We start from the raw sequence: 14,196 nt of genomic DNA, 5'->3' as shown, positions 1-14,196 counted from the left end.
GGCCGGCGGAGGCGAGAAGCGCGGGACCCGCGACCACGGCGGCGCACGGGGACGGCGGCGCCACGGCGGCCGCGAGCTCACGCTGGGCCGTCGCGCGGGTGACGGGGAGGACGTGAGCACACACGAAACCCTCCGCCGCGAGGGCACCCGCCCGTGCCTTCCCCGCTCGTCCCCGATCCTAGAACACACGTTCTACTCCGAAGGGGCACAAGTAGATCACGAGCGGGTGCCGTGCCGTGCCGGGCGGAGTCGTGGCGGTGGGTCAGACCGACCGATCGCCGGTGGGGGTGCCGGTGACGACGCCGGCACCCCCGACCGCCCGGTGGGTCAGGCGGTCGTGTTGGCGGGGTCCCGTGTCTCCTCGGGAGCCTCCTCACCGATGGCGGTGGAGCGTCGCTTGGAGATCACGACGGCGACGACGATGATGGTCACCGAGGCCAGGGCGATCAGCGCCCGGGCCACCGGCGACGCGCCGTCCCCGACCGAGAGGGTGACCACCGCCGGGGCGATGAGCACCGCGACGAGGTTCATGACCTTCAGCAGCGGGTTGATGGCGGGTCCGGCGGTGTCCTTGAACGGGTCTCCGACGGTGTCCCCGATCACGGTCGCCGCGTGCGCGTCCGAGCCCTTGCCCCCGTGGTGCCCGTCCTCGACCAGCTTCTTCGCGTTGTCCCATGCGCCGCCCGAGTTGGCGAGGAAGACCGCCATCAACGTCCCGGCCCCGATGGCACCGGCCAGGTAGCCGGCGAGGGGGCCCACCCCGAGGCCGAATCCCACCGCGATCGGCGCGAACACGGCGAGCAGGCCAGGAGTGGCCAGCTCCCGCAGCGAGTCCTTGGTGCAGATGTCCACGACTCGGCCGTACTGGGGACGCACCGTCCCGTCCATGATCCCCGGGTTGTTCCGGAACTGGGAACGGACCTCCATGACCACGGCACCGGCCGCCCTGGAGACCGCGTTGACCGCGAGCCCGGAGAACATGAAGACGACGGCTGCCCCGATCACCAGGCCGACCAGCAGCCCGGGGTTGAAGACGAGGAAGCCGGAGAGGTCGAAGGTCACGACTCCGGCGATACCGGCCAAGGCCGTCTGGATCGCGTCCGTGTAGGAACCGAAGAGCGCGGTCGCCGCCAACACCGCGGTGGCGATCGCGATGCCCTTGGTGATCGCCTTCGTGGTGTTTCCGACCGCGTCCAGGTCGGTGAGGATGCGCGCGGCCTCCGGATCGCTGTCCCCCGCCATCTCGGCGATGCCCTGGGCGTTGTCGCTGACCGGGCCGAAGGTGTCCATCGCGACGATGACGCCCACGGTGGTGAGCAGCCCACATCCGGCGAGGGCCACCGCGAACAGCGCGACGGTGATCGAGCCGGAGAGCAGGAACGCCCCGTAGACGGCCGCGCCGATCACCAGCGCCGTGTACACGGCGGACTCGAAGCCGACGGAGATCCCCGAGAGGATGACGGTGGCCGCCCCCGTCCGCGAGCTGCGGCCGACGTCCCGCACCGGCCGGTGCTCGGTGCCGGTGAACCGCCCCGTGAGCCAGAGGATGACCCCAGCGAGGACGATGCCGATCAACACCGCCGCGGCGGCGATGAGCGCGGGGTTGCCCTCGGTCGTGTTCTCGCCGCCGGTCAGCTCCGCGAAGGTGCTGGGGAGGTAGACGAAGGCCGCGATGACGGAGAGCACCGCCGAGATCGCCGCCGAGAGGTAGAACGCCCGGTTGATCGCTCGGAGGCCGTTCTCACCCTGGCGCGCCTTCGTCGTGTACACGCCGACGACCGCGGTCAACACGCCGATCGCGGGCACGATGAGCGGGAACAGCAGGCCGTGCGTGCCGAATGCCGCGGTACCCAGGATCAGCGCCGCGACGAGGGTGACGGCGTAGGACTCGAACAGGTCGGCGGCCATGCCCGCGCAGTCACCGACGTTGTCGCCCACGTTGTCGGCGATGGTCGCCGCGTTGCGCGGGTCGTCCTCCGGGATGTTCTGCTCGACCTTGCCGACCAGGTCCGCGCCGACGTCGGCCGCCTTGGTGAAGATGCCGCCGCCGACCCTCATGAACATCGCGAGCAGGGCGGCCCCGAAACCGAAGCCTTCGAGGACCTTCGGTGCCTGTCCGGCGTAGACCATGACCACGACCGCCGCGCCGAGCAGCCCAAGGCCGATCGTGGTCATCCCGACCACCCCACCCGTGCGGAACGCGATCCTGGTCGCCTTCTCCCGACCGCCGGGCTCACCGGCGGCGGCCGCGACCCGGAGGTTGGCCCTGGTGGACAACCACATCCCGAGGTAGCCGATGGCCGCGGAGAACGCGGCACCGATCACGAAGAACAGGGACCGGCCGATCCTCTCGTTCGCATCCTCGGCGGGGAGCGCGAACAGGAGGAGGAACACCAGAGCGACGAACATGCCGAGTGTGCGGAACTGCCTGCTCAGGTAGGCCGTCGCCCCTTCCTGGACGGCGACGGCGATCTCCTGCATCTTGCTGCTGCCCTGCCCGGCGGCGAGTACCTCCCGAAGCAGGAAGTATCCGACGGCGAGAGCGGCCAGAGCGACGACGGCGACGACGGCGACGACGCCGTAATCACCCCCGGACAGCTCTAGGCCCTGCGCCCAGGTGCTCTGGGCGAGGTGGAGCCGGGACATTCCGTCCTCCTGATTGGTCGCTTTCTGTGTCCGGGCCTGTCACGAGAGTGGCGACCCGCGTCATGGGCGCGGATTGTATTGGCCATATTGGTGGCGTACCTCACGGTGTGTCGATCAACTCATCTTTTCTTCGGCCAAAGCTCGCCGAAATCGTTGATCGCCTGCTAGCGGAGGTGGACCGGCCAAGATCTGGTGGTCCGGTTGTGCGAGGCTCGCGGCATGGACCGGGGACACGCGAGGACCCTGCTTGACCAGGTACTGGGTGGCGTCACGGCGGGCGAGGACCCGCTGACGCACGTCGCCACGCTGCCGGCACGGGACGGGGAGCATGCAGACTGGCCGGCCTGGGTGCCCGGTGCCCTGGTGGAACGTCTGCGGGGGTTCGGTATCGACAGGCCGTGGGCGCACCAGGTGGCGGCGGCCGACCTCGCGCGGGCGGGCCAGGACGTGGTCATCGCCACCGGGACCGCCTCCGGGAAGTCACTGGCCTACCAGCTCCCGGTCCTGGCTGGTCTCTCCGACGACCCCAGGGCGACGGCGCTCTACCTGTCACCGACGAAAGCCCTTGGCGCGGACCAGCTCAGGGCCGCCCTCGAGTTGTCGGAGCGGGACGTGCGGCCAGCCGCCTACGACGGCGACACCCCCCAGGAGGACCGGGAGTGGGTGCGTTCGCATTCCCGGTGGGTGTTCACCAACCCCGACATGCTCCACCTCGGTGTCCTGCCTCGGCACCAGCGGTGGGCGCGGTTCTTCCGCCGGTTGTCGTTCGTCGTCCTCGACGAGTGCCACACCTACCGCGGCCTGTTCGGCTCGCACGTGGCGGTGATCCTGCGGCGCCTGTCCAGGATCGCGGCTCGATACGGGGCCTCCCCCGTCTTCGTCCTGGCCTCCGCGACGACCGCCGATCCCCAGGGGAGCGCCACCCTGCTCACCGGTCGGGAGTGCGTCGCCGTCGCCCGGGACACCGCGCCGCGCGGCGAACGCGTCGTCGCGTTGTGGGAGCCTCCGCTCTCCTCCGACGGGGAAGTGGAGGGAGCGGCGCCCAGCAGGAGGTCGGCCGGGGCCGAGGCCGCGCGGATCCTCACCGACCTCGTCGTCGCCGGTGCCAGGACGCTCGTGTTCGTCCGGTCGAGGGTGGGCGCCGAACTGGCCTCGCTGCACGCCCGGGACGCGCTGGGGCAGGTGGACGCGGGTCTGCCAGCGCGGGTGGCCTCGTACCGCGCCGGCTACCTACCGGAGGAGCGCAGGGAGCTGGAGCGGGCACTGGCGTCCGGCGAGCTGCTGGGGCTCGCCACGACCAGCGCACTGGAACTCGGCATCGACATCGCCGGCCTGGACGCGGTGGTCGTCGCCGGCTACCCGGGGACCCGGGCGTCCTTCTGGCAACAGGCGGGGCGGGCGGGGCGGGCTGGGCAGAGCTCGCTGGTGGTCTTCGTGGCGCGGGACGACCCGATGGACACGTACCTGGTGCACCACCCCGAGGCACTGCTGGGGGCACCGGTGGAGTCCACCGTGCTCGACCCGGCCAACCCCCACGTCCTGGCGCCCCAACTGGCCTGCGCGGCCGCGGAACTGCCGCTCACCCCGGGCTGCTTACCCGCCCTGGCCGGTGGGCAGGCCGAGGCGGTGCTGGCTGGACTGGTGGAGGCTGGAGTCGTGCGGCGCCGCCCGACCGGTTGGTACTGGACCCACCGGGACCGACCCCACGGCCAGGTGGACATCCGGGGGTCGGGCGGTGAGCAGGTCGTCGTCGTGGAGGGGGACACCGGTCGCCTGCTCGGGACGGTGGCTCCCGAGGCGGCGTGCTCGTCCGTGCACCCCGGTGCGGTGTACCTGCACCAGGGTGAGTCGTTCGTCGTCGACGAACTGGACCTCGCCGAACACCTCGCCCTGGTGCACCGGGAAACACCCGACTGGAGCACCTTCCCCCGCACGGTCACCGACGTCGTGGTGGTGGGGGAGGAAAGACGGCTGGAGTACCCGGGTGGTCTCACGGTCGGTTTCGGCGAGGTGGAGGTGATCTCCCAGGTCGTCGGATACCTGCGGCGGGCCCCGAGCGGGGCGGTGCTCGACCAGGTACCGCTGGACCTGCCGAGCCGGACCCTGCGGACGCGCGCGGTCTGGTACAGCCTCTCCGACGAGCTGGTGCGCGGAGTGGCGCCGGGGGGCGCCGGTCTCGACCCGGCGCGCGTCCCCGGCGCACTCCATGCGGCCGAACACGCGGCGATCGGCCTGCTACCGCTGTTCGCCACCTGTGACCGCTGGGACATCGGCGGCGTCTCCACCGTGGTCCACGAGCACACCGGGGAGGCAACGGTGTTCGTCCACGATGGACATCCGGGGGGAGCCGGATTCGCCGAGCGCGGTTTCTCCGCGCTGATGCCCTGGCTGGCGGCGACGCGGGAGGCCATCACCTCCTGCGAGTGTTCGGCGGGATGCCCGTCCTGCGTTCAGTCACCCAAGTGCGGGAACGGCAACGAACCGCTGGACAAGGCGGGGGCGGTGGTGGTGCTGGACCTGGTGCTGTCGTGCCTTCGGCGGTCGGGTACCCCTCTCGTGGCACCACTGGGGTCGGCGGACGAGGGCGGTTGAGCGCTGGTCGTGAGCGCGGCGCACCGTCAACGGCGCACGGTGAGCAGGCGCTCTCCCCGGGCACGCAGTTCCTGGGCCTCCGCGCGGACGGCGGCGGCGACGGCCTCCTCCACGAGGGTCACCGAGGGCAGCTTCCACCCGCACACCGAAGGCTTGACCCGCCAGTGCACGACACCGTGCTCGGCGGGGGTCGGCGGAAGGGTGATCCAACTTCCCCGGCCGTGCAGCACGACGCCAGGCTGGGCGAGGATTCGAGAGGGGGTCGTCGAGCCGGCGGCGACCAGGAAGAGCCAGGTGTTGTCCGGGGTGGCCACGATCGGGACGGGCTGGGCGTGCCGGCGGCGCAGCGTGCTGGCGATGCGGCGACCGAAGGGTGCGTCCACCTCCACGGCGTCGACGACGTAGCCGGTGGCCAGCAGGAGGCTGTAGGGACGCACGGACCACCAGGAAGCGGCCCTGTTCGCGTCCACCAGGAGGTGGTCGGCCCAGTCGGGTTCGACGGGCACCGGGCCGGAGTGCTCGGCCGCGGCGTCGCCGCCCACCCACTGGCCACCGTCGAGGTAGCTGCCAGGGAAGACCGGCCACTTCCGCCAGGCGAGGCCGATCGCCTCGGCGCGGAGTTCGATGCGGAAGGCATCACGCCATCCTCCGGACCAGTCCATGGTTGTCCGCCTCTCCTGATGTCACCACTGCGGTTCTTCGTGGGTGAGATCTCGATCACCGCCCACAACCAGTCAACGGCAGCCGGGAGCCACTCGATAACCACTCGTCGACAGCCGGTAGGTACGGCACGCCGAGTGCACCCACCTGACCGGGCGACCGAAGGTTCCACTTCGCCCCGCGTTCCTCCCCGGAACACCGAATCGCGCCGAACCCGCCGCTCACCGCCGGTCAACAACCATTCGACGCGTGCGGGACAACCCAGCCCGCCGAGGATGCTGGCGCCTTCGTCCACCGCTGCCCCGGCAGGTCTCCCCGCCCTGGCGGCCGTTCCCAGGGCGGCTCGGCCCGGGCGGGAGATGCCGGTGGTCGGCCGAGGAGGGCCGACCGGCCACCGCTACCCGGTGCGGCCACGACCCGCCGCGGGCCGCTGGTGGTACCCGGTTCACCGGGCGACGAGGACACCGGACCTGGCGCGGGCGTGGACCGCACCCAGGAACTCGAACCCGGGGGCTTCGGCGCGCACCTCCACGCGGTAGTCCGCGATTCCCGGCTCGCAGGAGACCAGGACCGTGTCCATCCTCGTCGCGATCAGCTCCGCGCCCCCACAGGCGTTCGGGTCGCCCTCCAGCGCCCGGGTGGCCGCCGCGAGGGCCGCCAGCTCGGCGGCGGTGACGGCTCGCTGGCGGGTGAGTGAGACGACACCCAGGGCGACACCGAGTGCCAGGGCGATCACCAGTACCGCCAACAACACCGTGGACAGGATCGTGGCGAAACGTCCCTCCAAGCTGGGAGCGCCCGATCCAGGGCTCAGACCGGACAACGCTGGCTCACCTCCCCGCGAACCGATCCGTGGTCGCCCGTCCGGGATGCCGCTCGACGTGAGGTCCCGGGCGGGGAGCGTTCCCCGGCCGCCTTCGGTCCCGCTCGGAGGGCATGTGTGGCGACACCCCCGACTGCCCCCGCACGCCGCACGTCCGGCGGCACCGATCCAACACCGCGTGGTCGCGTGCCCAGGTGCGGGGAGGGAGATCCCCACCGATCCGCCCCCCGCCGGCCACGGCGGCCCGCTCCCGGTGAGTTCCGCACCCAGGCGGGGTGGAGCTCGTGCGGTTCCGAGCCAGCCCGCGACGACGCCGGGAAGTCCCTGCCGCTCCCGGCCGCACGTGGGGTGACGGGTGGTGTTGACGAGGGTGGGGCAGCCGTGTCGGGCGCCGACGCCTGTTCGGGGCGGGGTGCCGGGGGCGGGCCGGCCGGTCGGCCGGTCGGCACGTCGGGTTCCGCCACCGCATAGGCGCGAGCGGTGACCTTCACCGGTGGGACCAGCCCCCCGAGGGGGGCCGCTTCGACCAGGGCTTCGATCTCGTCACCCTGGACTCGTAGCGTCAGGCTCGCCCCGACCGGCGCGACCCGCCGGATCGCGACCTCCGCCCGGCCCTGCTCTCCCCGTGCGGCGAGCCTGGCGGCGATCCCGGCGGCGTCCTGGCAGCGCAGTTGGGCGACCATCACGGCGAGAGCGCCGATGGCGAGTGCGAGAACCACGGCCAGGGAGCCGATGGCCAGTGCTGCCTCCACCGTGACGGCGCCCCGCTCAGCGCTGACGGCGACCTCCTCGCGCGGGGTGCGCGCGACAGGTCGTTCACGGGCCGCTGCCATCAGAAGCCCACGGAGAGGGCGCGTTGGACCAACGAGGCGAGTGCGGAGGCCACGGAGTCACCGGTGACCAGCGTGTACAGCACCGCCGCGAGCGCGGCGGCAGCCACTGTCCCGATCGCGTACTCGGCGGTGCTCATCCCCTCCTCGCCGGTCGTGGCGGACGCGGGGAGCACCTGGGCCGGTCCTCGTGAGGGGGACACCGAACGATGGCGCCCGGGCGCCGCTCGTGTCCGGGACCGGGCCACCCACCTGGCGGCGTGCCACGACGGCCAGGACGGTCGCGGCTGGTCGGGTCGCCGAAGACGGCGGTAGAGACGGGCCAGGGGCGATGGCCCCTGGAACGACGGGCGGGACATCGGCTGCTCCTCAGGGAAGGGGGTGGGTGGAGGCGGTGTGGACGGTGGAGGGTGGTCGAGTCACCAGGTCGAGAGGACGTCGGCGGCCAGTCCGACGAGCACGGGCACGACTCCGAGCAGGAGGAATGCGGGAAGGAAGCACAGGGCGAGTGGCGCGGCCACCAGCACGCCCGCCCGTTGCGCGTCGGCCTCGGCGGTGTCGAGGGCGGCCGCTCGCGATTCGCGCGCCAGCCGTTCCGCTGTCTCCGCCAGCGCCGACCCAGCGCTCGCGCTGCGCCGCACGGCGGTGGCCAGCTCCCGCAGCTCCGGTTGGGCGCGGGCGGGTCTCCAGGCGGTCGCGGCGTCCTCCCCCCGCACGAGGAGGTCGGCGACCAACCGCAGGGGGCGGGCCACGACGCGGCAGTCCGAGTGGTCGAGCTCGTCGGACGCCAGCCGAACGGCGGCGGGTGGTGACATCCCCGAACGCAGGCAGGCCGCGAGCAGGTCCCAGGTGGCGGCGAGGGTCGCGGGGTCCGGCGGCCGGCTCCGCCGCCGGCCGGCGTGCCAACGGTCCACGAGGACGGTGAGCACCGCAGCGGCCACTCCGACCGGCAGGGCGGCTGGCCCCTCCGCGAGGAGGAACCCGACAACCGCCGCCGCCCCCGCTCGGACCGCCGACCCGTTGGTCAGGATCTTCACCCGGCGCTCGTGGACTGGGCTGGTGGTCCGAAGGCGACGCCGTGCCACCCGCCAACCGAGTGGCGCGACCACGACCGCCACCGCCCAGACCATGACGGTGACGGCCGTCATCGGATCGTCCTGGTCGTCAGGTGGTGGATCCACCAGGAACCGGTGGTGACGAGCAACGACCCGGCGACGAGCAGGGCTCCGCCGGCGCTCGTACCCAGCAGGACCGCGACCGGCCCCGCCCCGACCGCCTCCCCCAGCCCGAGCGCGAGGAGGGGGAGTCCGGCCAGCAGTGTTCCCGTGGCCCGGGGGCCGGCCATCCTCGCCCGCACGTTGTCGGCGAACCGAAGCCGGTGCGCCACGTCGGAGCGCACGGCGTCCAGGACGAGTGCCAGCGGCAGCCCGTGGGTGGTCGCCAACGACCAGGCGCGACCGAGCCGGGCGGGGACGTCGGAGGAGAGCCCGGTGGCGACTGGCCGCGCCAGTTGGCGTTCGACGTCGCCTCCCAGGTGAACCGTGGCCGCCACCCGATCCAGCAGAGCCGACACCTCCGACCCGCTGTCGGCGGCGGCACGCCGCACCGCCGCTTCCGGGTGGGCGCCGGATCTGAGGTCGGCGACCAGCCGGCCCAGACTGGCGCACCAATCCCTGGTCACGTCGAGCGTTCGGGCGATGCGACGAGACGCGCCTCGGCGCGCCCACCACCCCAGCAGCACCACGAAGCTGGAGACCCCGAGCGCCCAGCCGCCGACCAGACCCGCGATGGCGGGACCGAGGAGGACGATGGCTCCGGTCGCGTGGCGCGTTGCCCGTCCTCCCAGCCCGCGCTCGGGCCCCGCGGCGCCGCGCCTCAGCCGACGAACAGCGCCGCCCCCGGGCAGCGGAAGCAGGGCCGTGCCGATGGCCAGCGTGATCAGGCCGAACACGAAGCCCACCCCCCTCGGTGGCGCACCAGCTCCGCCAGGTCCTCCCACGCCGGCCCCCGCCCAGCTCCCCGCCGCCATGCTGGCGTGACCACGACGCGGTCGGTCTCCTTCGCCAGGACGCTGATCGAGTCGAGGACCCGGTCGCCGCCGGGTAGGCGGACCATGTGCAGCACGAGCCGGACAGCCGCTCCCAGCTGGCTGTGCAGAGCGGCCCGCCCCAGCCCTCCCAGGGCGGCCAGCGCCTCCACCCGGGCTGGCACCTCGGCGGGCGAGTTGGCGTGCAGGGTCCCGGCTCCGCCCTCGTGGCCGGTGTTCAGGGCGGCCAACAACTCGCACACCTCCTCACCGCGCACCTCGCCGACGACCAACCGGTCAGGTCGCATGCGCAGCGCCTGGCGGACGAGGTCGCGGGTGCTGATGCGACCGGCTCCCTCGACGTTGGGGGGACGGACGACGAGTCGTACGAAGTGCGGGTGGTCCGGGCGCAGTTCGTGCGCGTCCTCGACGCAGACGACGCGTTCCCCTGGCGGGACCGCACCGAGCATCGCCGCGAGCAGGGTGGTCTTCCCCGAACCGGTCCCGCCCACCACGAGGAAGGAGAGGCGGGCGAGCACCACCTGGCGCAGCAGCACCGCGATGCTCTCGTCGAACGTGCCGCTGGCCCGGAGTCCGGCCAAGGTGTGCGCGGCGGGCCGGAGAACCCGGAGCGACAGGCTGGTGGACCGCACGATGGGTGGCAGCACCGCGTGCAGGCGGACCTCGCCGTGCGACGTGGTCTCGGGAAGCCAGGCGTCGACGAAGGGAGACGCCTCGTCGAGACGCCTCCCGACCGCCGCCGCGAGCCGTTGGGCGAGCCGGCGGACCGCGTCCTCGGTATCGAAGGAAACGTCGGCTCTCACGAGGCCGCCGCCCCGGTCGACCCACACCTCGTCCGGGCTGGTGACCAGCACATCGGTCACAGTGGTGTCCCGAACGAGTTCGGCCAGCGGGCCCAGGCCCGCGAACTCCTGGTGCAGGACGCGGAGGGCGTGCAGGACGTCGGCATGTCCCACCACACCGGCCTCGGCGCGAACCGCGCGAGCGATGGCGGTGGGGGTCGTGGGCGACGCCGATTCGGCCAGTCTGCGGCGAGTGCGGGCGACGAGCGCTCCGGAGCGCACCCGCTCACCGGCGGTCGTGCTCGTCGAGGGATTCACGCCGCGCTCCCCTGCGCCGCCGACGGACCCGCCGCGCCGAGCACCCGTTCCGCCGCCGTGGCGAGAGGGCCGCGTGGACGGCCTCGGAAGGCTCCCCGGTCCAGGCGCCCCGCCAGACCTGGCTCCGGTCTCATCGTCGTCAGCACCGGGACTCCGACGGCTGTCGAGACGTCCCGTGCGGTGAGTCCTCCCGGAGCCGGGCCACGGACGACCAGTCGGGGTTCGCAACCGTGGTGGGTGAGCCGACGGACGAGCGCACCGGCCGCGGCGCAGGCCCGGACCTCCGCGGGAACGACGAGCACGCAGAGCGTGAGCCGCCACAGGCACGCCACGACGGCGGGAGGCAGCTCCCGGGGCAGGTCGAGGACCACGGGTTCTCCGGCTCGGTGCCCGGCGTCGAGGACGGCGAGCAGTGCTTCCGGGCTGGGCGGCTCGGTCGGCGCTCCTCCGGCGCTCGGACGGTCGCAGGACAGCACCGTGAGCCGTCCCGCCCCCTCGTCCACCGCGGGGAGAGCCGAGCGCAACGTGCTCGCGGTAAGCCGCCCGGTGGCGGTCGAGCAGCCCGACCACCGCAGGCCCGACACCTTCTCCATGCCCAGCGCCAGGTCGAGGCCCCCACCGAGGGGATCGCAGTCGATCAGCAGCGGATGGCCGCCCCGCCTGGCCGAGGCCCAGGCCACCGAGGCGGCGAACGTGGATGCTCCCGCCCCGCCCCGGCCACCGAGGACACCGACGACGGGGGCGGCGCGGGTGGCGGGGGGCTCGGTGGCGTCGGCCAGCGCGGTGACCAGGAGTTCGTCGTCTCCAGGGAGTGTGACGACCCGGTCCACGCCCAGCAGCACCGCCGCGCGCCAGTTCCCTTCGGGCAGCGGACTGGTCGAAACCGCGAGAACTCCCCGTCTCCGCCCGAGGCCGGCCTCGGGCAACCGGGGCAGGGTGTCCGCGCCGACCAGCACCAGGGGTGCGGCCGCCCACCGCCGTCGCGCCTCGGCGATATCCCACACCCGATCGACTTCGCACCCGGCCGCGGCCGCGACCCGCAGCACCTCGTCAGCGAGCTCGTCGTCCTCGACGAGCACCAGCGTTCGCGTCTCCACCGCGCACCTCCTGTCCGGACGGCTGCCGGGACGACGTCCCGAACTCGCGTCTCCACAGTGGCCCGGTCTCCGGATTCCGACGAGGGGCTGGACACCCCCCTGTGGACAACCGTCGGTTGTGGACAACTCGGCCGCCGACCCGCGTCCCGGGCCGACCGAGGAGTACGTCTCCCCACCGGCCACTGCCAGGTGTCACGCCGGTGTCACGCTGCCGACCGCACGGCTCCGAGCCGGCTGGTGTCCGCGCCCCCCGGGGGACGGGGGACCCCTTCCGCGCAGGGGTGGGGTGACGGGGAGTCCCCGGGCCAGCGGGGTCCCTCCCGCCGCGCGAACGGCGATGCGACGAGCCCCCGCGTCGGACGGAGCTGGGTCGCCGCTTCCGGTGGGCGGCGCGGGGCACGTCCGCGCGGCGACCTCGGCGCTCCAGGCCCCGCTCGCGTCGGGCGGGGTCCCTCGGCTCGGCTCCGGGCGCGCCCCGAAGCCGCTCGCCGCACCGGGAAGCGGGAACACCGCGAGCTTGCCGGCGTCCAGGTCGCTGATCGGCACCGTTCCCCGAGGCGGGCGTCCGGACGGCCCACCGAGGAGGCGGGAGGAACGGGATGGCCTCGGCCGGCGCGGGTCAGGAGCGCGGAACCCACGGCGCGCGTGGAGGGCCTGGGCGGGTCGCGTGCTGGCGGGTGACCGACCCCGGAGATGGGACGACCCCCGCCAGGGGGGAGGGACGGGGGTCGTCAGGGGTTCAGCCCCGGGGGGTCGAGCTGAACCCGTCCGGCGCTGCCGGACGTCTCTACTGTATCCCGCTCGGAGGCTCCGATGCGCCGAGTCCGCGCGAGCGCTCACCCACTATGACCTACCGGCACCTATGCTGTCGACGTGACGGCCACGAAGAGCGCCGAGCAGACGACGCGGCCCCCCAGGGTGGCCGCGTTCTTCGACCTCGACAAGACAGTCATCGCGAAGTCGAGCACCCTCGCGTTCAGCAGGCCCTTCTTCCAGGAAGGGCTCATCAACCGCCGCGCGGTGCTCAAGAGCGCGTACGCGCAGTTCGTCTTCATGCTCGCCGGGGCCGACGCGGACCAGACCGACCGGATGCGCGCGCACATCACCTCGCTCTGCGCCGGGTGGGATGTGGAACAGGTCCGGTCCATCGTGGAGGAGACCCTGCACGACATCGTCGATCCCCTGGTCTACAAGGAGGCGACCCAGCTCATCGCCGACCACCGCGAGCAGGGGCACGACGTGGTCGTGGTGTCGGCGTCCGGGGAGGAGGTGGTGGCCCCGATCGCGCGGATGATCGGCGCCGACCACAGCATCGGCACGCGAATGGTGGTCACGGAGGGCCGCTACACCGGGGAGATCGACTTCTACTGCTACGGGGAGAACAAGGCCGTCGCCGTGGCGGAGCTCGCGGAGACGCGCGGGTACGACCTCAGCTCGAGCCACGCCTACTCGGACTCGGTGACCGACCTCCCCCTGTTGGGCGCGGTCGGCCATCCCACCGTGGTCAACCCCGACCGCGCGCTGCGCAAGGAAGCCGCGCAGCGGGGGTGGCCGTCGTTGACCTTCGACCACCCGGTCTCGCTCCGCAACAAGATCCCCACCCCGTCCGGGACGGCCGTGGCGGCGGCGGCCGTGGGCCTCGGGGCGGTCGCGGCGGCCGGTGTCGCCTGGTTCGGGGTTCGCCGTCGTCGGAACCGCGGCTGAGACGCGGCCGCCCCTAGCCGGCCTTTCCACTCGAACGGGCACCTTGCCGGGGGCGGTGAGTCGAGCTACAAAGGAGTTGAGGAGCCCGTACGGCCAGGGATGACGCGGAGGAGAAGCGTCATCCACCCCGGAAGGGCGCCTGGCTCGAACGGCGGGCACCCACGCCCAGCACGCCGCGGGAGGCTTTCGTCGGCAAGGGACTGCGTACGGGACGCCGGACGCCGAGTCCTGAAAGTACGACACAGTTGAACGCCTGGGGCCGCGCTCAGTTCCTGTCGGATGGCGCGCTCCCCTCCACCCGAGGGGAGCGCGCCATCGTCCGTCTCCACCGCCGCGCCCCCACCGCCGCCGTGGAACGGTCGCACGGGACCCTCGCCCACCCGTGCCTCCCTCTCGTCGAGCGCGCGGCGGGCTCGGACCGGCTCCCGCTCGGCCCTCCTCCTGCCCCCGCGCCGGGTGCGGCCACCACCTGAACGGGTCAGCTCGCCACCGCTCGTAGGGTCGCTCTCCTGGCCTTCCCGAGCGCCGCCGGCGGGGCCCCTGCCTGACGGCGGCACCCCCGCCCCCTCCTCGCTCCGGCACCACTCCATCGAGTAATAACCTGGCTCAAGATCCATCCGTTCGGGCCCGGGAGCACCAAAGCGCCACGCCCTGGCAACACGCTGCGTGGTGTGACGTTGACCCTCCATCACCAGGT

11 protein-coding genes are annotated in these 14,196 nt (G+C 73.0%); 2 read left to right on the top strand and 9 right to left on the bottom strand.

Features of this window, described 5'->3' with window-relative positions:
- Window positions 1-327: 327 nt before the first annotated feature.
- Window positions 328-2,646: a sodium-translocating pyrophosphatase gene (locus tag ACOJVX_RS01365; protein ID WP_422647180.1), complete on the bottom strand. Its 2,319-nt coding sequence runs from the start codon at window positions 2,644-2,646 to the stop codon at window positions 328-330.
- Window positions 2,647-2,865: 219 nt separating this feature from the next.
- Here ACOJVX_RS01365 and ACOJVX_RS01360 point away from each other — a divergent pair, with 219 nt between their 5' ends.
- Complete coding sequence (locus ACOJVX_RS01360; RefSeq protein ID WP_030226177.1) at window positions 2,866-5,238, top strand: DEAD/DEAH box helicase; 2,373 nt, start codon at window positions 2,866-2,868, stop codon at window positions 5,236-5,238.
- A gap of 26 nt (window positions 5,239-5,264) precedes the next feature.
- On the opposite strand, the gene ACOJVX_RS01355 is transcribed toward ACOJVX_RS01360, so the two are convergent.
- The 8 genes from ACOJVX_RS01355 to ssd form a co-directional block, all read right to left on the bottom strand.
- Window positions 5,265-5,900, bottom strand: a complete 636-nt coding sequence (locus ACOJVX_RS01355) for a bifunctional DNA primase/polymerase (RefSeq protein WP_026417639.1) — start codon at window positions 5,898-5,900, stop codon at window positions 5,265-5,267.
- Between the two features lie 443 nt (window positions 5,901-6,343).
- Window positions 6,344-6,685 (bottom strand): Rv3654c family TadE-like protein, encoded by a 342-nt coding sequence (locus tag ACOJVX_RS01350; protein WP_418154909.1) that lies wholly within the window; start codon window positions 6,683-6,685, stop codon window positions 6,344-6,346.
- A 23-nt stretch (window positions 6,686-6,708) separates the two neighbouring features.
- Entirely contained in the window at window positions 6,709-7,554 is an 846-nt protein-coding gene (locus tag ACOJVX_RS01345; protein ID WP_418154910.1) for a TadE family type IV pilus minor pilin, read from the bottom strand.
- A complete protein-coding gene (locus ACOJVX_RS01340) occupies window positions 7,554-7,727 on the bottom strand; it encodes a DUF4244 domain-containing protein (RefSeq protein ID WP_269808388.1) in 174 nt (57 codons plus the stop codon). The genes ACOJVX_RS01345 and ACOJVX_RS01340 overlap by 1 nt, the downstream gene beginning before the upstream one ends.
- A 243-nt stretch (window positions 7,728-7,970) precedes the next feature.
- The gene (locus ACOJVX_RS01335; RefSeq protein WP_418154911.1) at window positions 7,971-8,699 is read right to left on the bottom strand and encodes a type II secretion system F family protein; all 729 of its coding nucleotides are present in this window, start codon (window positions 8,697-8,699) and stop codon (window positions 7,971-7,973) included.
- Window positions 8,696-9,502: a type II secretion system F family protein gene (locus ACOJVX_RS01330; protein WP_162182719.1), complete on the bottom strand. Its 807-nt coding sequence runs from the start codon at window positions 9,500-9,502 to the stop codon at window positions 8,696-8,698. Before ACOJVX_RS01330 ends, ACOJVX_RS01335 begins: the two co-directional genes overlap by 4 nt.
- Window positions 9,490-10,698 carry a TadA family conjugal transfer-associated ATPase gene (locus tag ACOJVX_RS01325; RefSeq protein ID WP_026417640.1) on the bottom strand — a complete coding sequence of 403 codons (1,209 nt, stop codon included), beginning with the start codon at window positions 10,696-10,698 and terminating at the stop codon, window positions 9,490-9,492. The genes ACOJVX_RS01330 and ACOJVX_RS01325 overlap by 13 nt, the downstream gene beginning before the upstream one ends.
- Complete coding sequence (gene ssd / locus ACOJVX_RS01320; protein WP_418155888.1) at window positions 10,695-11,795, bottom strand: septum site-determining protein Ssd; 1,101 nt, start codon at window positions 11,793-11,795, stop codon at window positions 10,695-10,697. Before ssd ends, ACOJVX_RS01325 begins: the two co-directional genes overlap by 4 nt.
- Before the next feature lie 873 nt (window positions 11,796-12,668).
- Here ssd and ACOJVX_RS01315 point away from each other — a divergent pair.
- Window positions 12,669-13,499 (top strand): HAD-IB family hydrolase, encoded by an 831-nt coding sequence (locus ACOJVX_RS01315; protein ID WP_026417642.1) that lies wholly within the window; start codon window positions 12,669-12,671, stop codon window positions 13,497-13,499.
- Window positions 13,500-14,196: the final 697 nt, after the last annotated feature.

Source organism: Actinoalloteichus caeruleus, assembly GCF_049311605.1.
GTDB classification, from domain to species: Bacteria; Actinomycetota; Actinomycetes; order Mycobacteriales; family Pseudonocardiaceae; genus Actinoalloteichus_B; species Actinoalloteichus_B caeruleus.
This window is presented reverse-complemented; position numbering and strand designations above follow the sequence as displayed.

Coding starts and splice junctions, on each gene's coding strand:
- ACOJVX_RS01365 (WP_422647180.1), bottom strand. CDS start 2,646: ATGTCCCGGCTCCACCTCGCCCAGAGCACCTGGGCGCAGGGCCTAGAG.
- ACOJVX_RS01360 (WP_030226177.1), top strand. CDS start 2,866: ATGGACCGGGGACACGCGAGGACCCTGCTTGACCAGGTACTGGGTGGC.
- ACOJVX_RS01355 (WP_026417639.1), bottom strand. CDS start 5,900: ATGGACTGGTCCGGAGGATGGCGTGATGCCTTCCGCATCGAACTCCGC.
- ACOJVX_RS01345 (WP_418154910.1), bottom strand. CDS start 7,554: ATGGCAGCGGCCCGTGAACGACCTGTCGCGCGCACCCCGCGCGAGGAG.
- ACOJVX_RS01335 (WP_418154911.1), bottom strand. CDS start 8,699: ATGACGGCCGTCACCGTCATGGTCTGGGCGGTGGCGGTCGTGGTCGCG.